The organism is Shewanella surugensis (assembly GCF_023284005.1).
GTDB classification, from domain to species: Bacteria; Pseudomonadota; Gammaproteobacteria; order Enterobacterales; family Shewanellaceae; genus Shewanella; species Shewanella surugensis.
In genome coordinates this window covers 11,372-33,860 of sequence record NZ_JAKIKS010000011.1, presented here as the reverse complement: position 1 = coordinate 33,860, position 22,489 = coordinate 11,372, and the positions used below count along the sequence as shown (strand labels likewise).

The window sequence follows — 22,489 nt, the reverse complement described above, 5'->3', positions numbered from 1 at the left end:
AAAAGCGCCACTTGCTCTTAAGCGAGTGGCGCTAGACTTATGTCAGGGCTTTTTTGTATCTTTCGCTTTATCGAGCTAAGCCATTTTGGTGATTAACATGGAAGGTAAAATAAACAGATGAAAACAACAGCACTAGCCGATAAACCAGATACACGATCGCCAGCTGGCGCCGATGTTTGTTTTATTATGGAGGGGAGCGGGTGGTATGATCCATAGTACACTCGGACCCTTTCAAATCAATAAGGCTGTTGTTCATGCGACTATTAATGAGTTTTGGTACGTTTTGGAAGGGAATGGGGAAATATGGAGAGATAATGGTGCTGAAAATAAAGTCACTACACTTGTTGCCGGCACGTCAATCGACATCCCACAAGGAACCGCTTTTCAGTACCGTAATGTATCCAATAAAGAGTTGAAATTCATCTGTATCACTATGCCACCATGGCCTAGTGATTCAGAAGCCAGCTATATTGATAGTGGTAAATGGACACCGACGGTTTAGCATCACTGCGCACCTCGTGGCCGTGGGGATACGTTACATTGGGTGGCGATAAATTTTGATTTTTTGTAAAAAAAAGTCACATTTGATAGTTAAAACAACAGTTGTTAATGAATATCATAATAAGGATGAAATCTCTCTTTGAGAGTCCTCGGGACAATGGTATAACTAAGCCAGAAATGAGACCCTTTTTATTATTCTTTTGAGGAAAACTGTCATGATATTCTCCCTGGTTGAACGTGCCGCTGCTGATCCTATTTTAGGTCTTACCGATGCCTTTAAAGCAGATAAGCGCACTAATAAGGTCAACCTTGGTGTGGGGATCTACAAGGATGAGTCAGGTCAGACGCCCATTTTAAAGTCAGTGAAAATGGCTGAAGCCAAATTATTGAGCGAAGAGATCAGTAAAAGCTATTTAGGCATGGAAGGCGTACTCGCTTATAATACGGCGGTACAAGGTTTATTGTTCGGTGAAGCGCATCGAGTTATTCAAGACAAAAGAGTGTTTACGGCGCAAGCGCCAGGGGGGACGGGCTCACTACGTGTTGCTGCGGAATTTGTGATGCGTCATACACCCGTCCGCACCATTTGGGTGAGTGATCCTACGTGGGCCAACCATCAAAATATTTTTAGCTCAGCTGGTCTTGAGGTTAAACAATATCGTTATTATCAAGCGCAAACGCATGGTTTAGATTTTGAGGCGATGATTGCGGATTTGTCTTCAGCTAATATCGGGGATTTAGTCTTATTACATGGCTGTTGTCATAACCCAACGGGGATTGATTTAAATATCGAGCAATGGCAACAGCTGGCGGATTTATGTTTAGAAAAGTCATTAGTGCCTTTGTTTGATTTTGCTTATCAAGGTTTCGGTGAAGGCGTTGAAGAAGATGCACAAGGGTTAAGAGTGGTTGCCAATACCGTTCCTGAATTGTTAGTGGCCAATTCTTTTTCTAAAAACTTTGGCCTTTATAATGAGCGGATCGGAGCGATTACGGTCGTCGGTAACGATGAAACACAAGCATCGAATAGTTTTAGCCAAATCAAGAGTACCATTCGTGGTTTATATTCAAACCCGCCAGCACACGGTGGTTTGATTGTGAGTACGATTTTAGCCGACAGTGGACTTAAAGCCTTGTGGTTATCTGAGTTGCAAGAGATGAGAGAGCGCATTGGTCAAATGCGTACATTATTTGTTCAGTCGTTGAAAGCTCATGGCGTGACACAAGATTTTAGCTTTATTTCTCAGCAAAATGGCATGTTCAGCTTTTCTGGCTTAACAAAAGCGCAGGTTGAGCAATTACGAGATGAGTTTGGCGTGTATATTGTGGGCTCGGGGCGGATCAGTGTTGCGGGTATGACAAAAACCAATATGCCGGTGATCTGTAAAGCCATCGCGGCGGTATTAGCGGTCTAAAACGGTTAGTATATTAATGAGGATGCCTTAAAAGGGCACTAAAAAGGACGATTGATATCGTCCTTTTTTAATGTTTCTTTCGTATTTTAAATAGGCAGTAATGTTAGGCTGTCATCGCTTTTAATGAAACCATGTTGGATAATGCATCGGCTAACGCTAATCTATCATGTAAGGCGATATGATGTTTACTTCTTAAAGGATAAAAGTAAGTATCCTGCTGTTGAAAAGGCATATCGGCATGACATAAGACTTTATCAACAATTTTTACCCCTAATATTTGGTGACACCAATCCAGTTTGTCATTGAGACTACAATGACTGATAGGAGAGGGCTCCTCTGTTAGATTGTCAATTAGAATTATTTCAGCTTTTGATTGCGCTAATGCATGGGAAAATTCAGGCAGTAATAAAGGTGGCATAATACTGGTTAAAAAACTGCCGGGCCCTAAAATAATCAATTCTGCCTCCTTTACCGCTTCACAGGCTTCAGCGGTAACGGTGACTTGAGGTTCTAGTGACAGTGCGGTGGGCCTATCGGTCATATTATCAACGTTTAATTCACCCAAGACCCGATTACCAGAAGCTTCAATGGCGACTAAATGCGTCGGCTGTTCTGACATGGGGATCACTCTTGTTTCAATTTTGAGTAATCGACGGATCAAATTAACAGCTTCAAGGGGACGGACACAGAGTTCATCTAATGCTAATAAAATAAGGTTACCTAAATTATGCCCTGCCAATTCTATGTCACCCGAAAAGCGATATTCAAATAATAAGGTTCCCATAGAAGGTCGTTCGGCTAACTGAGAGAGGCAATTACGGAGATCTCCCCAAGCAATACAATCTTGGCTAGCTCGTAAACGGCCTGTTGAACCGCCATTATCTGTGGTGGCGACAATACCAGTGAGACGATCGCCTAAAAAAGAGAGAGAAGAGAGCACACGCCCTAATCCATGGCCTCCGCCAATAGCAACAACATGATTAAAGCGATTGAGTGCATTATGTTTCATAAATGCCAATCCTTTTGAGTGTTTAAGTCATTTCTAAAACATAAAGAAAACACATTATACATGTTTGTTCGATGTTTTAGCTATGTAATCTTAACTAAGCTAGCATATAATAGGCTGAATTTGTCTACTTATACCCAAGCCCGTTGAAGATAAGTAGGCTTTATAATAAGGAGTCAGCGTGAAAACAGGAAAACTTGGACGTATTACAATTGTATTAGGTTGTGTCATTATTCTGTTTGTTGTGGTGCGCCTGATTTTCATTCCATCACTTTCAACGAAAGAGGGGGGAAGTCAGAAACTAACTAAGAATGCGACGCAAGCCAATAAGATCCCTAATTTTGCGGATATGGCAACGATCAGTGAAAAAAAACGGGCTTTTTTTCGTTATTTAAACCCGTTAGTTCATCAGCAAAATGCCATTATTAGTGATGAACGGCAGTTTTTATTTTCAATACGCACTGAATTAGCACAAGGGCGAACATTAACGACTGCAGAAGAGTTTCGTTTGAACCAAATTACTGAAAAATACCAATATACCCTAAGAAGTCTCAATCAGCAGACGTTAAATGCTTTACTGATCAGAGTCGATATTATTCCTGATCCTTTAGTGTTAATTCAAGCGGCAAAAGAATCAGGCTGGGGGAGTTCACGTTTTGCGCGTGAAGGGTTTAATTTCTTTGGGCAATGGTGTTATAAGAAAGGTTGCGGTTTAGTCCCTCGTTCGAGAAGCCAAGGGTTATCTCATGAAGTGGCTGTATTCAGTAGTGTTGAAGCTTCGGTAGCGGCTTATATGCGTAATTTAAATTCTAATGCGGCTTATAGCTTATTTCGTAAAATTAGAGCCGATCTACGGGAAAAAGGAGAAACACCAATAGCGGATCAATTAGTGTATGGGTTAATCAATTACTCTGAGCGTCAACAGGCGTATATTAATGAGCTATTGAGCTTGTTACGACATAATAAAAAATATTTAGTGGAAAATCATGAACAAAAACCTGCGGTCTAATCGTTTCTTACTGACTCAGTTATTATTGAGTTGTCTTATATTTACTCAATTTTGTGCTTATGCAGCCCCATTTTCGTTAGAATACCAAGGTTTTTATCAACGACTCAAAAAAGTCAATAAAGGGCATTTTCAATTGGTTGAGGTGGCTTTTTTAGTCCCCAATAAAGATAAATGCCGTATTCTAAGTGGGAATATTGCGACGGAGAATAATACTTACCCCTTAGCTTATAGTGATGCTCAACAGCTATACATTCCTTATGATCCAAAATTAAAATCGAATAGGGCCTTGATCAATATGGATATTGAAGGGGAATCAAAAGATTGCAGTCTCATGATGCAAGTGAGGGTTAAAACGCCAAAGCTATCTTATGATGCGGCTGAAGTGCAACAAATACAAACTGAAATGGATACTTTATTAAGTGATATGCAAGGTTTTCCAATGAGATATTTTTCTGATCCTATCTCTGGATTAAATGTTGAATTTAATGAACCAACCCAAGTGTCTATTGATGGAATAGAAGTGTATGTGGGTCAGAAATATCATTTAGGCCATAAAGAGGTTGAGCAATTTTCGCGTATTTATTTTAGTCACAAACCTAAATTAATCAGCCCTTGGATCGAAGCAAACGTACAATAACAATGGTGTTGAGTGTAAGCGAGCTGATATCAGCTCGCTTACTGGCCTTAGAGTTTATCTTCTGGTTTATTTAATTTCTCGATCCAGCATTTTTTTAAATTGTCGTCAACAAATATCACTACCTACATTCTATGTTCAGTGCGACATAGCCCTTCATTGCTTTCTATCGATGAGCAGAGTATAAAAATAGTCAAGTTATCGAAAGGGTAAGGTTTCTAATGGAAATAACGTTTGAGCAGTTTAGTACTCAAGATGAGAGCTCAATATTAACAATACCGCGTTGGATAATTGAGCATAATCAGTCATGGGCTATTTTTTGCCCTGAAGGAGAGGTGGGGTCATTACTGGCTAATGTGTTAGGTGGCACACTGGCATACCAAGGACAATTCAGTAAAACAGAGGGGAAAATTGCACAAGTTTCTTTGGGTAGACAGCAACTTTTATTAGAGGAAGAGTTGGCCAAGGATGAAACCGATTTTCTTGATGTGATTGATGCAGGTACAAGTGTTTACACTCTTATTTATCAAGAGTGTAAAAATGATGAATTAGCACAATCATTATTGATGGAATTGGATTTATTACACCTTAAGGACAGTGGTTTTCGACAACTTTCTTCTGGAGAAACAAGACGTGTTATGTTGGCTAGATCACTGGCCACAAAACCTGACTTTTTAATACTTGATAATGTATTGACGGGGCTTGATGTTGCTCATCGCCAATCTTTGGTTCGTTACTTTACGCGTTTATCACAAAGGGTGAAGCGACCCATACAAATGATGGTGGTTTTTTCCCGTGAAGAAGACATGCCGGATTGGATAGAGCATATTGCGCTGTTTAATCAGGGGGGATTTGAAGGTTTGATGGATAAAGTCACTTGGAATACACATCCTTTGATCACCCAAATCAAAGCGCAATCCATGCAGCAAAGTGAGAAAATGATGGCACTTATTCGCCATCATCAACACCCGTTTCAATTTGATAATCCTGTTTTTGAGATTAAAGATGGTCAAGTGAATTACCTTGATAATATTTTTTTTACGGGTGTTAATTGGCGCATTGAGAATGGTGATCATTGGCAAATAAAAGGGCCTAATGGCTGTGGTAAAAGCACGCTGTTAGGGTTGATTTTTGGCGATCATCCTCAGTGTTACAGTAATGACATCGATATTTTTGGTCGAAAACGTGGCTCAGGCGAAACCATTTGGGAGATAAAAAAGCATATTGGCATGGTTTCCTCAGCATTACATTTGCAATATCGCGTCAACTGTAGCGCATTACAGGTCATACTATCAGGGTTTTACGATTCCATTGGCTTATACAGTGAACCGACACGTAAAGAGCTCGCATTAGCCAAAGAATGGTTAGCCATTTTACACATGAGTCAATATGAAAAGACAAGCTTTAGACAACTAGCTTATAGTCAGCAACGACTCCTTTTGATTGCTCGTGCGATTGTTAAGCAACCAAGGTTGTTAATACTGGATGAACCTTATCAAGGACTTGATTATTTGGGGCGAAGACTTATGAAAAATACTCTTGAGTTGATTGCAAAAGAAAACTTGAGCCAGTTACTTTATGTTTCTCATTATCAGAATGATAGTTTAGACAGTGTTCATCATGAATTAGTCTTTGTATATGATGAGGCGCTTGATTGTTATCGAACGAGCGTTATGCATAAAAAAGAACAACCTGAATAAGATCCTTTGATTAAAGATAATAGGCTTTTCTATAGAGTGATTGAATTTTACCGATCGGACAGCCTTTAATGACCGTTGCAAAATAAGTCACTCATTCAATAAATCACTACCTACATTCTATTTTTGTTTTTGATAACACTGTTAATCCTTTATGACTAGTTCAATAGTATTGATGTTATTCCTGAGTTTTTAGCATTAATTTATTTTTTAATCTTTACTTACCTTGAGTTATATTTATTTTTTATTTAAATTTAGTCTTATTATTGTTGTTACCTTGTTGACTTTACAGCTGTGAGAACTAAATTTATTATTGCTTTAGAGGTGATTTTTAACGTTTAAATGTGATTGCTGAGTATGAATACTGGCCGTTAATGTATCAATGCTGGATAGTCGCGATGAGATGATAGTAGTGATATAGGTGGAGCGTATTGATGATCCTTTCGTGTGTTAATTTCATTGCACTGCAATTAAATCAGTATATCAAAAACACTTTTGATATAAATGAAGATATTGTGATTATTTCTAATTTAGTTGAACAAGATGGCTCTATTATTCCTCAAGTCAATAATAAATTAGTGTTGTGTGTGGTCAATTTAGAAAAAGAAACATCAGTACAAGGGCGAAACCATCACAAATCATCTATATCTGCAACGAGTTTGAGTAAGGCGCTACCAATCCATTTTAATGTTTATTTGCTTGTATGTGCCAACTTTAATGGTGACAACTATCCTGAATCATTGAAATTTATTTCAACAGCAGTTGCTTTCTTTCAACAACGAAACATGTTTAACCATCAAAACTCACCTGAATTGTCAGCGGGTATAGATAAACTTATTTTAGATATTGAGAACGTGAAAAGCCAAGAAATGTGTAGCTTATGGAATATGATTGGGGCCAAGTATATGCCCTCCATTTTATATAAAATAAGATTGGTCAGTATTGATCCTGACAGTCCAGAGTCTAGAGAAACCCGTATTTCCAAACCCGATTACAGTATTCATCAGCAGGCTAATTAATATGGGGTACACTCCATTCTTTTCAATTAAAGTGAGACATGAGTATTTTGAAAACAATATTTGTCAAAATATTATTTTTGAACCTTTAATAGAAACACAGCAACTGTCAGTGAATGCAGATTTTGTTTTTAGAGACAGTATTGAAGGGTTTTATATATTAGCGGATGAAAATAGTGTTGAAAAATTGAAATTATTTATGGCCGATGAACCCTTGTTGTTAACATTTTTCGTATATTGCCAAGATGAGGGTTTTTCTCGTTATACCACGCCTAATGTATTAAAGGATGAACAGATACTTTATTTTGAACTGGATCCTGAAAGTCATCTAGATTATTCATTAACAAAAAAAAAATGCGTGTCGAATAATGATTTTAAAAGTCTCAATGATATGGCTGATATCGGTCTATCGTCTGATGATATTCCTTTTAAGAAGCCGTTGTGTTTAGTGAATATCGCAATATCAAAAAACGATCCCCGATTTTTTAGTCATAATGATAAAGAGCCTTTCTTGGCACCAACCTTAATGATCCATTTCAAAACCCGTACGACTTTTTGGGAGTACGCGTTGACTGGGCATGATTTTACCGGAGAGCCCCTTATTCAAGACATGAATGATCAATGTGCTTTTGCATTACAAGCCAGTGATGTTGATAAGGATAACAATACGGCAATGCTACGATTTCGCTCGAGTATCCCACTGGCTTTAGAGCATAGAGGTAAAAGACGTTTCCAACTCATTGATAAACAAGCTAATGGCAGTAAGGTTATTGTGAAGCGTTTGCCTATTGCTTTGGCTGGGCAAGGATATTATGACTCGATTGATAACACGTTAGCGGAAATATCGGAAATATTTATTAACTATTCATTTAAAAGGAATTAATCATGGGTGTGATGAAAACTCCAGGTGTCTATATTGTCGAAAAAAATGCTTTTCCTAATTCGGTCGTTGAAGTTGCGACGGCGGTACCCGCTTTTATCGGCTATACGGAGCGGGCGGATAATGGGGGAAAAAGCTTATCGGGCAAGCCGTGGCGGATCACCTCAATGGCTGAGTTTCGCATGTACTACGGCGAAGCACCCAAATCATCCTTTGCGATTGCTGAAAAAGCGGCAGATGCTTTAGAAGAAGCGGCATTCACTTTAGATGATAAAGCCTATTTAGTGAGTCAGTCGGGAACAAATTATTCGCTTTATAATAGTATGTTACTCTTCTTTCAAAATGGCGGCGGCCCTTGTTACATAGTTTCTGTGGGTCATTATGGCGATGATATTGAAGCCGATAAGTTACGCTCAGGGATCACGCCTCTGCTCAAAGAGCAAGAGCCCACAATGGTGGTGATACCCGAAGTGGTTCAGCTCGCAGAAGATGATTGCATCAGTGTTCAGCAGGCCGCGCTATCTCATTGTGGTGGGGTGATGAAAAATAGAGTGGCTATTTTAGATGTCTATAATGGCTTTAAAGATCGACAATCCCCAGATGGTGATTGTATTGATAGCTTCCGCTCTAAACTCGGTATTAATTATCTAGATTATTCAGCAGCTTATTATCCATGGCTGAACACAACGATTGTGCAAGACAATGATCTTTCTTTTGAAAATCTCGATGATATGAAAATGTTGAGTGATCTATTAACCCAAGAGGTCGCTAATCAATTTAAAGATTTAGAAGGGTTAAGTGAAGATGATTTAGCCACCCCAGCCAATAAATTAAGAGCGGCAAAGAAAACACAAATGGAAGCAGAGATCAGTAGCTTAAGTACGGTTGATGGTCTTTCTGAGAAAAAATTGTTGCATAAAACCTTAACGACCATGAGCCCAGTATATTCACAAATACTCTTGGAAATTAAAAATACACTGAATTTATTACCTCCTGCTGCCGCGATGGCTGGTATTTATACTATGGTCGATAATGCGAGAGGCGTTTGGAAAGCGCCTGCCAATGTCAGCTTAAATGCGGTCGTGTCGCCAGCGGTGAATATTTCTCATGATGAACAAGAAGATTTAAATGTGACCACTCAAGGTAAATCCATTAATGCCATAAGAGGTTTTACCGGTGAAGGGACGCTGGTTTGGGGCGCGAGAACCTTAGATGGGAACAGTTTAGATTGGCGCTATATTAGTGTGAGGCGGACGCTCATTATGCTTGAGGAGTCTATTCGTCTCGCGGCTAAAGCTTATGTGTTTGAACCCAATACTGCCAATACTTGGGTAACGATTAACAGCATGATCACTAACTTCTTAACTGGCATTTGGAAACGAGGGGGATTAGCGGGCGCCTCTCCTGAGGATGCGTTTAATGTCAGTGTTGGCTTAGGCACGACCATGACCAGTGAGGATATTCTTGAAGGCATTTTACGGGTCTCGGTGTTAGTGGCTGTGACGCGTCCGGCTGAATTTATTGAGATTACTTTCCAACAGCAAATGCAAAAATCATAAAAGGACGATCGTAACTCGATTTGCGATTAATCAATTTTGACTTATTCATTTTGTAAAGGAGCAAGACTATGGCAGATGATGGATCAGCACAATCGGAAACGGTTTGGCCTATATCAAAGTTTTATTTTGAAGTGAAATGGGCAGGCGGTGCAGGCGAAGGTATGGTGTCTTCATTTCAAGAAGTGTCTGGTTTAGACGTGGAGGCACAAGTCATTGAGTATCGCGCAGGCGATAATAAGGTGTTTTCTACCATTAAAATGCCAGGGATCGTGAAATCCAGCAATGTGACGTTAAAGAAAGGGGTTTTTGTTAAAGATAACAAGTTTTACGACTGGTATAGCAAAATTAAGATGAACACGGTGGCCAGAACGGCAGTGACCATTAGTTTACTTGATGAAACCGGCGCCCCGACGATGGTATGGACTTTATCCAATGCTTGGCCGACGAAGATCACTGGGACCGATTTAAAATCAGATGGAAATGAGGTGGCGGTGGAAACCATTGAGTTAGCCCATGAAGGTTTAGTGATTGCCAATTCTTAATATTCATTGCGGTGTTTGTTCTGTTTATTGACGAGTTGTGCAAGTGCCGCGAATGATATCGCTAAAAATAAAGGGGGTGAATGATGCCGGGTGAGACACAAAATAACGATATTTGGCCCATTCCCGCTTTTTATTTTAAGGTGGCTTTTCATGGGGCTAAAAATAAATCGGATACGGCCTTTCAGGAGATCTCAGGTATTGGTTCGCAGCTCGATACTGATGAGGTTTTTGAAGGGGGGGAGAATCGGTTTAGTTACCATCTTCCTAAGGCGGTAAAGCACACCAATGTTGTGTTTAAACGGGGTATTGCAGAATTAGATTCTTTCTTAGTGAAATGGTGCAAAACGTTTTTTGAGGGAGACTTTAAAAGCCCATTAGTACCAAAAGATCTGTCGGTTCATTTGTTGGGAGAAAAAGGCACGGTGATCCGCAGTTGGAATTTTTTTCAGGCTTATCCTGTTAATTGGAAGGTTGATGGGTTTCATTCAACCAAGAATGAAGTGGCCATCGAGGAAATTGAACTCTGCTATCAATACTCAAACAGGGTGATGTAATTATGTCAGTTGAAGTGAAGCAAATGGTGATTAAATCTCAGGTTAAAAGCAAGGGGATAGAAGACACTGCATTAGCGATAGACGCATTTGATGAGCGACAATTAGAAGCGCGTTTAAAGCAAGAGATGCGATTAGTGCAGCAAAAAATCAATGATCAAAGAGAGCGCTAAAGGATAGCATAATGGCACAAAAACTGACCATTGAAACCCAAGATAAAAGCAGTCAATTTGAGGTGATGATTAATCCCAATAGTGTTAATCATCATTATGTGATCAAATATGATGATTCTAAAAATAAGCCGTTGGGAACATCGGGATTAGAGACTAAATTTGCCGGTTATAATTCAGAAAATCTTGATTTTAATATCACTATCGATGGAACCGGTGTGGTCAAAACGAAAAGCGCAGTGGATGTGGCAACACAGATCACCCAATTAAAAAAAGTGATTTATGATTATATCGGTGATATCCATCAGCCTAATATCGTGAATGTGATTTGGGGAACGTTTCACTTTGTTTGTCGGTTGACGAATTTTAAAGTGGAATATACTTTATTTAAACCTGATGGTACGCCATTGAGAGCTAAAATTCAGTTGGCTTTTATTGGTTATATGAGCAGTAAAGAAGAAGCCTTAAAGGCCAAGCGTTCGTCTCCTGACTTGAGTCATATTATTGACGTTAAAGTGGGGGATACTCTACCTTTATTGTGTCATCAAGTGTATCAGGATAGTAGTTATTACATTGATATCGCTAGGATTAATGATTTAACGCATTTTCGTCCCTTAACACCCGGTAGTCAGCTCTATTTTCCGCCTTTAGATTAAGGCGAATGGCTTTAAATGAATCGGGATTCATTTAGCGTTTTTCGATTTTAGCGATCTCTAGCTTAAGGGGTATTCCATTAAAAAGCACAATATTAATAAGGAAGCGCTATGGCGGCATCACCTTTAGCCAATAGTGACGGTGTACTGAGTTACAGTATCACCACTAATGGCGCGCCGTTAAAAGATACGGTGAATGTGCTGTCTATTGAAGTGAGCAAGATGATTAATCAAATCTCAAAGGCAAAGATTGTTATTGAAGATGGGGATATGCCAACCAAAGACTTTATTATTAGTAATCAAGATGATTTCAAACCGGGTGCCGAAATTGTGATTAAAGCCGGCTATGCGGGCAGTTTAAGCCAAATTTACAGCGGGATTGTGATCCGTCACGGGATCAGTATTGGTCAGCAAAATGATTCAAGATTAGTGGTTGAATGCCGAGATAAAGCCGTTGCGATGACCTTGGGGCGTAAGAGTAATAATTACGTTGATCAAAAAGACAGTGACATCATATCCACATTGATAGGTCAATCCTCAGGGCTCTCAGCTGATGTCACTGCGACGACGACGGAATATCCAGAGTTAGTGCAATTTAATTGTACGGATTGGGATTTTTTATTGGTAAGGGCGGAAGTGAATGGTTTTGTCGTGTGTGTGGATGATGGCAAAGTCAGTGTTAATGCTCCAAAAGTATCAAGTTCTGCTGTATTAACGGTAACTTATGGGGAAGACTTGATCCGTTTTAATGCCGATATCGATGCAAGATATCAATTTAAATCGGTGACGGGGATCAGCTGGGACAGTAAGAATCAAGCCAGTATTGAAGCAGAAGTGTCAGCACAAACCTTGAATAGTCAGGGAGATTTAACCACTGATGATTTGGCTGAGGCGTTAAATTTGTCAGAGTATCGGCTACAGACGTCCAGTGCTTTGGCGCAATCGGCATTAAAAGATTGGGCGACAGGTCAACAAGTTAAGTCAGGGCTATCTCGTATTCGGGGTAATATGGCTTTTCAAGGTAATGATCAGGTGATGATTGGTTCATTGGTGGAAGTCGCTGGGGTGGGTAATCGTTTTAATGGTGATGTGTTTGTCAGTCAAGTGCACCATGAATTAAGTAATGGACAATGGTTAACGGAAGTGGAATTTGGTATGTCGCCTAATTGGTCTGCTGAGCATCGTGATTTAGCCCCTCCAGCGGCTTCTGGGCTGATCCCTGGTATTGAAGGTTTACATATCGGTGTGGTGTTAAAGTTGGATGAGGATCCCGCTCAGCAAAATCGTATTCAAGTACAGGTTCCCGTTGCGCAAGCGCAGACCCAAGGCGTTTGGGCAAGACTGTCGACCTATTATGCATCAGAAGGTTTTGGCAATTTCTTTATTCCTGAAATTGGTGACGAGGTCGTATTAGGCTATTTTAATCAAGATCCAAGTGAGCCGGTGATTTTGGGGAGTTTATACAGTAGTCAGCGATCGCCCCCTGATGAACTGAGTGCTGAAAATAATATTAAAGCTATTGTGACCAAGAGTTTACTTAAAATTGAATTTGATGATGAAAATAAAGTCATTACTGTCATTACCCCTGGGAATAATAAAATTATATTGAGTGATAAAGATGAATCCATTTTATTACAAGATCAAAACAATAATAAGGTTGAATTGAGTAGCAGTGGCATCAGCCTTGAAAGTCCAAAAGACATTAAGATCAGTGCTCAAGGGACCTTGTCTCTTGAGTCTGAGGGTAAAATGAGCTTGAGTTCAAATGCCGATTTATCGGCTTCAGGTTTGAACGTGAATATGGAAGCGCAGGTCGGCTTTACTGGAAAAGGCAGTGCGACGGCAGAGTTGTCGGCTTCGGGGCAAACGACTGTGAAAGGGGCTATCGTTATGATTAACTGATTAACTGATTAACTGATTAACTGATTAACTGATTAACTGATTAACTGATTAACTGATTAACTGATTAACGATGTTGAGATGATTAGTTGTTGAAAGTGGTTGATAAAAGTTGAACAGGGTCATTCAAAAAAGCCATTCAAGGCAAGGCTACAAGGAGAAAGCTTAGGAGAAAGCGATGCCACCAGCGGCAAGATTAACCGATATGCATGTGTGTCCGATGGTGACGCCGGGATTGCCGCCAATTCCTCATGTGGGAGGGCCCGTTATCGGCCCTGGAGAGCCTACGGTATTAATTGTGAAGCTTCCAGCGTCAGTATTGGGTGATTCTTGTGTGTGTGTGGGGCCACCCGATAGTATTATCAAAGGCAGTGCAACGGTGATGATTGGAGGAAAGCCTGCAGTAAGAATGGGAGACAGTACCGCACACGGTGGCAGCATTGTACTCGGAGCGCCTACTGTTGTGATAGGCGGCTAAGGTGTTAGCCCGCTTTTTTATAAGAGGTCATGGTGAGGTTAAACAGGGTTAAGTTAAACAAGGAAGTGCAAATATGGATGATAATACATTCCTAGGTCGTGGTTGGTGTTTTCCCCCAGAATTCAGCTTTGATGATCGAAAAGTGAAAATGGTGACAGATGTCGATGATATCGATGAAAGCTTAACCATTCTATTGTCTACGACACCGGGTGAACGAGTCATGCAGCCAGATTATGGCTGTAGGATTAAAGCCATGGTGTTTGAAGAGATCAACCAGTCTATCTTAACCCAAATAAGGCATGCTATTGAGCAAGCCATTCTTTTTTTCGAGCCTCGAATAATATTAGAAGAGATTGATATTGATACTCATCAAAGCCTTGAAGGCCGACTCAGTATCCATCTGGACTATACCGTGATTACCACTAATTCTAGACGCAATAAAGTGTATCCTTTTTATATTCTAGAAGGCACCTTGGTCGATCTATAGCTTTAGGAGTGACTGTTGCAAAAAGCCATTAATAACAAGCCTCGCATGATCGGTACGACTCAAGCCAATCGCTTGAGCGAAGCGCTAGTAGAAGGCTTTTTTCATGTGGATGAAATGTCCTTTGAGGATTTACTCTTGTTGGCTAAAGAAATAGCCGAGCAAGTACATTATTATGACTTAACGCATAATCGTGTGGGACATTGGGGAGGATTATTTACCGCTCATGATGTGGTGATTATGGCGATGATGTTACGGCTTGATTGCAGCACTAAAATGGCTGGATTCAATCAATGCTTAGAAATCGATCGCTATCGTGCGGTTAATGAATGCATTGAATTGTTCATTGATATTGATTTTTATATTAATGCCTTGCAAAAGTCAAAGAGTGAGTTCGCGAATGAATTATGCCTAAAAATCATTTCCGTGGTTGATATGAAGCTGGGCAGTGAGCTTTTGAGCATTATGCCATTGGCATTTTCAGCGAGTCAGCAGGTAAGAACGGAGCAAAACAAATTAAAAATCAGTTTAGAAAAGGTTAATGCATTAAGTGCATTTTGGCCAAAAACGCTTAGAGATAAAATAGCGACCTGTTATCAAGCGACTTTTGATCCTCAAAGTACAGATAATACAGAGTGTGATGGCATTGAGCTTTATAGAGACGATGCCAAAACGCAACTGTATCGTTGTTTTTCAACGTTGATGAATAGTATTGATTATTTACAATTAGAAACTCAGGTCTATTTTCAACAAGCGATAGAAAGCTATCGTCATGATCCCGCTCTCGGATTATTGATGGCATTTCTAAAACTGTTTGGGAAGGCTCAAGATGAGCTTAATCAATTTACGGTTAAGCATCGGCAATTTTATTATTGCGATTTATTAAAGTTTGAGCCGATGAGTGAGCATTGCGAACAAGCTTATTTAGTCTTGAGTTTAGCGAAAGGCGTCAAAAGATCCGTATTATTGCCAAAAGGGACCGTGTTTAGCAGTGGCAAAGATAAGCCATTTCAAGAAAGCCTCTATGAGACGAATGAGGCGATCTGGTTGACTGACGTATTGGTCAAACAAATTTGCACTTTACACTTACAGCGAGATCCACTTATTTCCCCTGAGAGCGAATTGCATTATGTGACAGGTGTGCGTCATTGGCAGGGATGGGGGCAAGATGGGGTCAAAGAGAGTGATGAGGTACTCATCGGTAAGCGACAAAGAGGATTTTCTTTATTTGGTCATGGGAAGGATCCCGATGTGATATTTGAACAATCCGAATTAGGATTGGTGGTGACAGATCCTGTTCTATTGCTTAAGGAAGGTCAAAGAACGATTGAAATTGCGGTAACTTTAGTTGAACCTGATTCTGTCCCAGCCGATCAACTCAATGCATTGAGTCTGGCTGGTACTCAAAAAGATAAACAGCATGCATTGATGGCCATATTTAGCCATCTACTCGATGTTGATTCGGATTTTCATGACAATGCCTTTCGTCTCGATGAGGCCAGTTTACAAACATTATTATCTGAAAAGAATATTCATTCACTCAGGCGGAGTTTATATAAGTACTACTTATTGGGGTTATTAACGTCTTGCCAGAGCGTACCATTGCTGTATCGATTATTGGGGCGACTTTTTAGTCGCCACACACTTTCGATTGAAACGTCGAAAATGGATGAAACATCCATTGAACAATGTCAACCTTGGCTCAATGAAACCGATCTCCTTTTAGTAAAAAAGAAAGTGACGTCACTTCTCGATGGAAAAGATCTGTCCAGATTATTGCGCTTATTGAGTCAGTCTCGCTTACTGACCTTTTATCAGCTTTATGAAACCATGTTTAATATTCAATTAAGCACGGAGGTTGGCTGGAGATCACTTCAAAAATATCAAATACATCCGTTAGTCAATCATGATGAAGGGGAGTATGGTTTTAGGTTTACGTTGATCTTACCCCCCTCATTTCCTGCATTGATGCCTTATGCTTGTCAGTTTAATGGGCAAGATTGGACAATGCCTTCGCCAGGGGTGCAATTGACGATCAATCCCTTAGCGACTTTTTTCCCTTATTCCATTTTTAGGGCCTTATTACTCAGTAGTATTCAGTTTGAGGTGGATGTCGCTGGGATCACTGAGCTGGTCGCTTATAATCAGCATGGCCGAGTCGATCCGAGTAAGTCTTTTCATCCTTTTGGTGCTCAAGCGAGTCTGCAGTCTCATTTTATTTTCGGTAGTCATGAAATGGCATTGAAGAATATTAAGCATATTGCCATGACGATCACTTGGTCAGAACTGCCTACAGAGAAAACCGGTTTTGCATTTCATTATGCACAATACCCTGACAATATCGTCAATGAGCATTTTCTCGTTGAACTGGGTTGGTTAAAAGAAGGCGGATGGTGCTCTGATCATAAACGCTATTTATTATTTAGTGCGTCGGATGAGGACGTATTACGCAGTCAAAGTCATATTATTGCTAATGTTAATTATGACAGTGTGTTTGAGCCTAGTCGAAACAAAAAAGAGGTGTTTGACAGTGCTTCATTTGATTATAATTTAAAGAGTCGAGGCGGCTTTTTTAAACTGACGTTAGTGTCACCTAAAATGGGCTTTGGACATCGTGATTATACGCCTCTATTAACCCAGTTATTGGTTGACAATGCGAAGACAAAACGCCATCAAAGACCGCTGCCTAATTTACCTTACACTCCGATTATTGAACGGTTTAGTCTTAATTATAAAGCCAGTGCCATGATTGATTTTTCTCATACTCAAATGAACATGCAAAGCTTACAATCGGTTGTTCATATTCATCCTTTTGGTTTTGAACGCATTTATCCTTTTCAAACCGACTCGTCAACATCGCCAAAAAGAGTGTCTAGTCAAGACATGAGGCACTATTTATTTCCTCGATATCGCGCTGATGGGCATTTATTTATTGGATTATCGGGGACATCTTTAAGTGGGGTTATTCAGCTTTTTTTCCATCTTGATTCTAATATGGATCAAGAAAATAGCACCTTGTCCCATAATACAAAAAAAGAGAGTTATGATGAACGATCGGAGCCATCGTTAACCTGGTTATATCTAATGAATAATCAGTGGAAAACATTATCCGATAAAAACGTGCTTTCAGATTCCACGCAAGGCCTACTGACTTCTGGGATTGTGACTTTAGATTTACCGGAAGCCCTTAATCAAATTCATTCAATCATGCCCGCAGGATTATTCTGGATAAGTGTGGTATCAAATAATACATTATCATTATTTTCGAAGTGTTACAGTGTTTCCGTGCAGGGGGCGACGGTGACGCGCAAGCTTCCATCCACAGGCAACCTTGATAAGGGAGCGCCACAAGCACCCATTGCGCAAGGTGGCACCATCAGTGATAAATGGCGGGCGATCCCCAGTATTGCTGAAATGGGGACAATAGATCAAAAAACGCCTGTATTTGGGGGGCATAGAAAAGAGCAACAATGGGAATTGGTTCAAAGAGCGAGTGAAAGGTTAAGGCATAAAGGTCGCGCGATCAGTACATGGGATTATGAACGCCTTATTTTACAAGCTTTTAGTCATATTGATAAAGTGGCTTGTTTACCTAATATTGTGTATCCCAAACAAGGTGTTTTTCCTGGGCATTTATTGATCGTAGTCAGGCCTAAAGTGACTCAATGTCACCACGGACGTTGCAATGCCGTTAGTTTAAGTGATGTGCTCTTAAAGCAAGTAACAATATTTGTTCAGGATCTCTGCTCGGCATTTGTTCAAGTGGAAGTACGAGAACCTGAATATGAGTCTCTTCAAGTACGCTGCAAGGTTAAGTTTACGTCCAATATGAATAAAGGGGCGTTAATGGCCCAATTAAATCATGATATTTGTGAATACCTATGTCCTTGGACTGAAGCGAATAGAGGACAGACGGGGTTGGAAACCGCTGTCGTTAAAAATAGTAATCTAGGCTTAGGTTGGCATGTTAAAACGAAAGATATTGACTCTTTTATTCATCAATTGGATTACGTTAGTTTTGTGACTCAATTATCGGTATTACATCTTGTTGAAGAGCAAGACAGTCTGTTGCCTTATTATCAGTTAAGAGACTCGGCATTCGATAATACTGCTGCTCAAAATATGCGGCAAGATACTTCTCAAGAGGCATCCCCCACTATCGCGGTGCTTGAAACGGATATTTTTCCTAGTCGACCTTGGAGTATTTTAATGTCACTTGAGCATCATATGATTGAATGTATCGAGGAAGAAGTCTATTTAGCGCCAAGTATCACGGGGATCGATGCGTTAACGGTCGGTGAGAATTTCATTATTGGTGACGATTTATCTAGCCAAAGCTGTCAACAGCAGCCCGAAGAGAGTAATGAGGTGAAGTAAATGGCGAAACGCAATCGCAGTACCTTAAAAAACTATTTTAGGAAAGGGGCATTGCCTTCATCGGAACATTTTTCAGACTTGATTGATTCTTCTTTAAATACACTCGATGAAGGATTTGATAAAACGCAATCAGAAGGATTTAAAGTGTCTTCTTTAGGGGAGTCAGCAAGTTTAATGAGCTTTTATCGTGAAGAAGGTAATGGTTCAACGTTATGGTCGATTAGGTTCGATGATGCGACTGACTCACTTTTATTTCAGCCCAGTGCTCATAACCCATTAGAGACGCAAGTTGATAAGCCGTCTCAGCAGAGTATATTTTCACTAACTCAAGAAGGACACGTTGGGATCAACCGCACCTCTCCGGCTCAATGTTTAGATGTGAATGGCATTGTTAAAGCGAAGGGACGAATGGGAGGTTTGTTTGATGAAGAAAGCCATCATCTTCCTTATATTAAGGCTGATGGGCATTGGTACAATATTACCCCCTTGTTAGAAGGGTGCCAAGCATTTGAAATCATGGCTGGTGTTGGCATAAAACGCAGTGGACGATATGGATTACTGCATGCGATAGCCTTAAATACCTGTAATCCTAACGCATCATGGTTTTCTCGCTGGTTTAATCTCTTTAATTGGAAGAAACAAATTCATGCATATCATGCGTTTTATGGCTCTCGGGCAGATAAAGTCAAATTACGCTGGATAGAGGTTAAGGCGAATGATAATGATCATGGTGCTTACCGGCCCTATTATTTACAAATGCGTTCAAACACCCGTTATGGTGAGGGGATGGTGATCCGTTATCACATGACACGCCTTTGGTTTGATGAGTATATGGCAGACAGTCAATTGCCAGTGGATGGATCGCAATAAAGCTAATATAAAAAGCGGATGCGACAGATAGGTAGCGTACAGAACGAATGACAGCGCACAAAGGGAAAGGTGGATTGAATATGAGCCTGCAACCGAAGAGCCAATCTCAACCTGAAAAACAGTATAAAGGGCTTCAAGATAACGGTAGCCTTAAACGACATAGCCATAATAATCCCAAAGAGGCAGGATTAAGTTTTGATAGCTTAAGGCAAGCTGGGATCGCTTATGCACAGAGCTTTTCAGGCGAGGTATGGACTGATTTTAATACACATGATCCAGGCGTCACCATTCTTGAACAGACTTGTTTTGCTTTAACCGAATTAATGTACCAAACCCAGTTTAATGTTGAAAATTATTTAGTGGATCATTTAGATCAGCTGGATCTGGACCGTTTGGCTTTACATTCTCCACAAGATATTTTTCCAGCAAGACCCTGTACCCCGACCGATTATGAAGCCGTGATTTTAGATGCTGTGGAAGAGGTAGATAAGGTGTGGGTATGGCCTGTTGCACTGCCTGCTTTGAAAAGGGGCGCAGAAACAGACAATCAGTTGCAAGGATTGTATCGAATTGATCTCCAGCTGACGTCAGAGGCTTTTAAGCGATGTCAGCAACGTGACAGTTTGCGGCAAAAAATCATTGAGAAGGTCAGTGGTATTTATGGACGTAACCGACAGCTATGTGAAGATATTGAGGCGGTCAGGATCCTTGAATTACAGGGATATGAGTTGGTGGCTAATATTGGCATTGAGCCTACGGTTGATTGTAATGAGGTGTTAGCCGACATTTATTTTGCCACTCAGGAGTGGCTAATGGGTAAACGAGATATAGTGACTTATGAAGAGAGAAAAAGATTGGGAGCCGGTTTAGACACGATTTTACTTGGGCCTCAGCTAACCCATGGGAAAGTCATCAATCAGCAACAGTCGGTAAACACCTTATCATCGCTTTATAGTTTAATTCTGAACATTAAGGGCGTTAATCGAGTTTCAAATCTACAGCTACAAAAACTCGTCCAATTAGTCGAAGGCGTGTTTATTGCTGAAGGCATGACGATAGAAGACACTGCGGCAAAAAATCACACGCAATCAGCTCAAGAGCATGAGGTTATTCAAGACAAAGTTTGGTTTAAATTACCTCAAAAAGAAGCGGATCTTAAGGTGATATTAAGTCAGCAGCAAGAAAGTTGTATTAACAATATTAGTAATGTGAAGGCGCGTCTGGAATTGAGACGCTTTAAACAATACTCGTTACGTTTTGTTAGGCAAGAGATCAGTTCAATTTATCAATCTCCAAAGGGAATATATCCTTGGTTAATGCCTTATTCTTCCATTTTGGAGCAATTCCCTATTCATTATCAATTAGGGCAATATGGCATGATGGCTTCATCGCCAGCAGAAGACAAAGCCAAGGTGAGTCAGCTTAGAGGGTATTTATTGATCTTTGAACAATTAATGGCAAACTTCAGGGCGAATACGCAAGGGGTTAGGCAATTGTTTTCTATCGATAAACCTCAAAAAAGTTATCAGTTCCATACTTTTTCTCAAAATGAGATTAAACATATTCATACTTTATATCCCCAAAACGCGCAAACTGTTTTTGATTCTATCCTGGCTAAGTTTGATCCTTTTATTGAGCGTAAAAGCCGAGTGATAGATTATTTAATTGCCCTCTATGGAGAGCAGTGTGATGGGCATGTTTTAAGGCAATATCACTATGATGAAGAGCCTTCCCTTGATGAAAGGTTATTAGATCATAAAATTGCTTTTTTAAAAAATATCATCTCTATAGGGAAAGAAAGAGCCGGCGGGTTTGATTATCGTCGATACCAAGAACCGCATAAGAATAAAGGCGGCTTTCACGCTCGTCTTTGTCATCACTTAGGATTGTTTGAGAGTGCAGCTCCTTACTGTCAATATTTAGCTGGACTCACCTTAGTCACAGATGATGAGTATCAGCAAGAAATGAGTCCCCATTCTGAGTTTGAATGGATGGAAGGCTTAGCAGAAAGTCAGGCTGTGGCCTTTCAAGATCCTTTGAATGAAGTGCCTTTAAATGATGCCAGACAATCCTTGAGTATACTGAAAATAGAGAAAATATTGTTACAACTGCCTTTGTTTCATCATAAATTGATCAGCAAGACCTTTTTGACAAAGGGGCATAAACCGAAATATTTTAAAATATATCAAAAAGAGACCGTTTATCATCTCTTTTTTGAATATCGCTTCAATGATAAAGACAGTCTGCGTATTTATATTGGGGAGAGTCATAGCTTAAATAAAGCCGTTAGGCTTATACAATTGCTCAATCACTATATCAAGTATGTTAATACCCAAAGCGAAGGCATGTATGTCGTTGAGCCGATATTATTACGACCTCTTTCTACGTCTCCTCCATCATTGAACGATACTCCTCAAGCGGCGAAAACGGTAAAGAACACCGACTCTTTGTCTTTTTTTGTTCATATTGTTATGTCTGGATTTACCAGTCGTACCATTGAGCAAGGCTTTAGAGGTTTGGTTGAGGATGAGGTCAATAAACATTGCCCAGCTCATATTCAACCCATATGTCATTGGCTCGAGTTTGAAGCACTGCATCATTTTGAATCGTTATATCTTCCTTGGATTGAGGCGAGACGATTATCACTTTGCCCCTCTAAAGAGTGTGACGGATTGGCTGCGCAGTTATTAGATTTTTTACAAGTAAGCCATTCATAGTAGCAACACCTTACTTGACCCAGAAGCGGAC

The 22,489-nt window shown here is 40.1% G+C and carries 19 protein-coding genes; 18 read left to right on the top strand and 1 reads right to left on the bottom strand.

Annotated features, from left to right (window positions below):
- The first annotated feature begins 205 nt into the window (after positions 1-205).
- Together L2764_RS04450 and L2764_RS04445 are read left to right on the top strand one after the other, a co-directional pair.
- Positions 206-502: a cupin domain-containing protein gene (locus L2764_RS04450; RefSeq protein ID WP_248939044.1), complete on the top strand. Its 297-nt coding sequence runs from the start codon at positions 206-208 to the stop codon at positions 500-502.
- A 214-nt stretch (positions 503-716) separates the two neighbouring features.
- Complete coding sequence (locus L2764_RS04445) at positions 717-1,916, top strand: amino acid aminotransferase (RefSeq protein ID WP_248939043.1); 1,200 nt, start codon at positions 717-719, stop codon at positions 1,914-1,916.
- A 103-nt stretch (positions 1,917-2,019) separates the two neighbouring features.
- Here L2764_RS04445 and yvcK read toward each other — a convergent pair whose 3' ends face one another.
- Positions 2,020-2,925, bottom strand: a complete 906-nt coding sequence (yvcK, locus tag L2764_RS04440; protein WP_248939042.1) for a uridine diphosphate-N-acetylglucosamine-binding protein YvcK — start codon at positions 2,923-2,925, stop codon at positions 2,020-2,022.
- Positions 2,926-3,103: 178 nt separating this feature from the next.
- Between yvcK and L2764_RS04435 the strand changes: the two genes are divergently transcribed.
- The 16 genes from L2764_RS04435 to L2764_RS04360 all read left to right on the top strand — a co-directional run bounded on the left by L2764_RS04435 (position 3,104) and on the right by L2764_RS04360 (position 22,458).
- Positions 3,104-3,931, top strand: coding sequence for a glucosaminidase domain-containing protein (locus L2764_RS04435; protein ID WP_248939041.1), 828 nt, complete (start codon positions 3,104-3,106; stop codon positions 3,929-3,931).
- Complete coding sequence (locus tag L2764_RS04430; protein WP_248939040.1) at positions 3,909-4,568, top strand: DUF2987 domain-containing protein; 660 nt, start codon at positions 3,909-3,911, stop codon at positions 4,566-4,568. The genes L2764_RS04435 and L2764_RS04430 overlap by 23 nt, the downstream gene beginning before the upstream one ends.
- 218 nt (positions 4,569-4,786) lie before the next feature.
- A complete protein-coding gene (locus L2764_RS04425) occupies positions 4,787-6,265 on the top strand; it encodes an ATP-binding cassette domain-containing protein (protein WP_248939039.1) in 1,479 nt (492 codons plus the stop codon).
- Positions 6,266-6,696: 431 nt separating this feature from the next.
- Positions 6,697-7,281, top strand: coding sequence for a contractile injection system cap protein (locus tag L2764_RS04420; protein WP_248939038.1), 585 nt, complete (start codon positions 6,697-6,699; stop codon positions 7,279-7,281).
- Position 7,282: 1 nt separating this feature from the next.
- The gene (locus tag L2764_RS04415) at positions 7,283-8,161 is read left to right on the top strand and encodes a contractile injection system cap adaptor (protein ID WP_248939037.1); all 879 of its coding nucleotides are present in this window, start codon (positions 7,283-7,285) and stop codon (positions 8,159-8,161) included.
- Positions 8,162-8,163: 2 nt separating this feature from the next.
- On the top strand, positions 8,164-9,717 hold the full coding sequence (locus L2764_RS04410; RefSeq protein ID WP_248939036.1) for a contractile injection system sheath protein: 1,554 nt from the start codon (positions 8,164-8,166) through the stop codon (positions 9,715-9,717).
- A gap of 68 nt (positions 9,718-9,785) precedes the next feature.
- Complete coding sequence (locus L2764_RS04405) at positions 9,786-10,259, top strand: phage tail protein (RefSeq protein WP_248939035.1); 474 nt, start codon at positions 9,786-9,788, stop codon at positions 10,257-10,259.
- 80 nt (positions 10,260-10,339) lie between these two features.
- A complete protein-coding gene (locus L2764_RS04400) occupies positions 10,340-10,813 on the top strand; it encodes a phage tail protein (protein WP_248939034.1) in 474 nt (157 codons plus the stop codon).
- Positions 10,814-10,815: 2 nt separating this feature from the next.
- Positions 10,816-10,983 (top strand): hypothetical protein, encoded by a 168-nt coding sequence (locus L2764_RS04395; RefSeq protein ID WP_248939033.1) that lies wholly within the window; start codon positions 10,816-10,818, stop codon positions 10,981-10,983.
- 11 nt (positions 10,984-10,994) lie between these two features.
- The gene (locus L2764_RS04390) at positions 10,995-11,636 is read left to right on the top strand and encodes a CIS tube protein (protein WP_248939032.1); all 642 of its coding nucleotides are present in this window, start codon (positions 10,995-10,997) and stop codon (positions 11,634-11,636) included.
- 108 nt (positions 11,637-11,744) lie between these two features.
- Positions 11,745-13,535: a type VI secretion system tip protein VgrG gene (vgrG, locus tag L2764_RS04385; RefSeq protein ID WP_248939031.1), complete on the top strand. Its 1,791-nt coding sequence runs from the start codon at positions 11,745-11,747 to the stop codon at positions 13,533-13,535.
- A gap of 175 nt (positions 13,536-13,710) precedes the next feature.
- Positions 13,711-14,010: a PAAR domain-containing contractile injection system baseplate protein gene (locus tag L2764_RS04380; protein WP_248939030.1), complete on the top strand. Its 300-nt coding sequence runs from the start codon at positions 13,711-13,713 to the stop codon at positions 14,008-14,010.
- Between the two features lie 73 nt (positions 14,011-14,083).
- Complete coding sequence (locus L2764_RS04375) at positions 14,084-14,497, top strand: gp25 family contractile injection system sheath assembly initiator (RefSeq protein WP_248939029.1); 414 nt, start codon at positions 14,084-14,086, stop codon at positions 14,495-14,497.
- 15 nt (positions 14,498-14,512) lie between these two features.
- On the top strand, positions 14,513-18,871 hold the full coding sequence (locus L2764_RS04370; protein WP_248939028.1) for a baseplate J/gp47 family protein: 4,359 nt from the start codon (positions 14,513-14,515) through the stop codon (positions 18,869-18,871).
- Complete coding sequence (locus L2764_RS04365; protein ID WP_248939027.1) at positions 18,872-19,741, top strand: contractile injection system tail -fiber like adhesin; 870 nt, start codon at positions 18,872-18,874, stop codon at positions 19,739-19,741. It abuts the gene before it with no gap.
- Between the two features lie 80 nt (positions 19,742-19,821).
- Entirely contained in the window at positions 19,822-22,458 is a 2,637-nt protein-coding gene (locus L2764_RS04360; RefSeq protein ID WP_248939026.1) for a contractile injection system baseplate wedge protein, read from the top strand.
- Positions 22,459-22,489: the final 31 nt, after the last annotated feature.

Coding starts and splice junctions, on each gene's coding strand:
- L2764_RS04380 (WP_248939030.1), top strand. CDS start 13,711: ATGCCACCAGCGGCAAGATTAACCGATATGCATGTGTGTCCGATGGTG.
- L2764_RS04430 (WP_248939040.1), top strand. CDS start 3,909: ATGAACAAAAACCTGCGGTCTAATCGTTTCTTACTGACTCAGTTATTA.
- L2764_RS04405 (WP_248939035.1), top strand. CDS start 9,786: ATGGCAGATGATGGATCAGCACAATCGGAAACGGTTTGGCCTATATCA.
- L2764_RS04395 (WP_248939033.1), top strand. CDS start 10,816: ATGTCAGTTGAAGTGAAGCAAATGGTGATTAAATCTCAGGTTAAAAGC.
- L2764_RS04445 (WP_248939043.1), top strand. CDS start 717: ATGATATTCTCCCTGGTTGAACGTGCCGCTGCTGATCCTATTTTAGGT.
- yvcK (WP_248939042.1), bottom strand. CDS start 2,925: ATGAAACATAATGCACTCAATCGCTTTAATCATGTTGTTGCTATTGGC.
- L2764_RS04400 (WP_248939034.1), top strand. CDS start 10,340: ATGATGCCGGGTGAGACACAAAATAACGATATTTGGCCCATTCCCGCT.
- L2764_RS04410 (WP_248939036.1), top strand. CDS start 8,164: ATGGGTGTGATGAAAACTCCAGGTGTCTATATTGTCGAAAAAAATGCT.
- L2764_RS04365 (WP_248939027.1), top strand. CDS start 18,872: ATGGCGAAACGCAATCGCAGTACCTTAAAAAACTATTTTAGGAAAGGG.
- L2764_RS04390 (WP_248939032.1), top strand. CDS start 10,995: ATGGCACAAAAACTGACCATTGAAACCCAAGATAAAAGCAGTCAATTT.
- L2764_RS04360 (WP_248939026.1), top strand. CDS start 19,822: ATGAGCCTGCAACCGAAGAGCCAATCTCAACCTGAAAAACAGTATAAA.
- L2764_RS04375 (WP_248939029.1), top strand. CDS start 14,084: ATGGATGATAATACATTCCTAGGTCGTGGTTGGTGTTTTCCCCCAGAA.
- L2764_RS04420 (WP_248939038.1), top strand. CDS start 6,697: ATGATCCTTTCGTGTGTTAATTTCATTGCACTGCAATTAAATCAGTAT.
- L2764_RS04415 (WP_248939037.1), top strand. CDS start 7,283: ATGGGGTACACTCCATTCTTTTCAATTAAAGTGAGACATGAGTATTTT.
- L2764_RS04425 (WP_248939039.1), top strand. CDS start 4,787: ATGGAAATAACGTTTGAGCAGTTTAGTACTCAAGATGAGAGCTCAATA.
- vgrG (WP_248939031.1), top strand. CDS start 11,745: ATGGCGGCATCACCTTTAGCCAATAGTGACGGTGTACTGAGTTACAGT.
- L2764_RS04450 (WP_248939044.1), top strand. CDS start 206: ATGATCCATAGTACACTCGGACCCTTTCAAATCAATAAGGCTGTTGTT.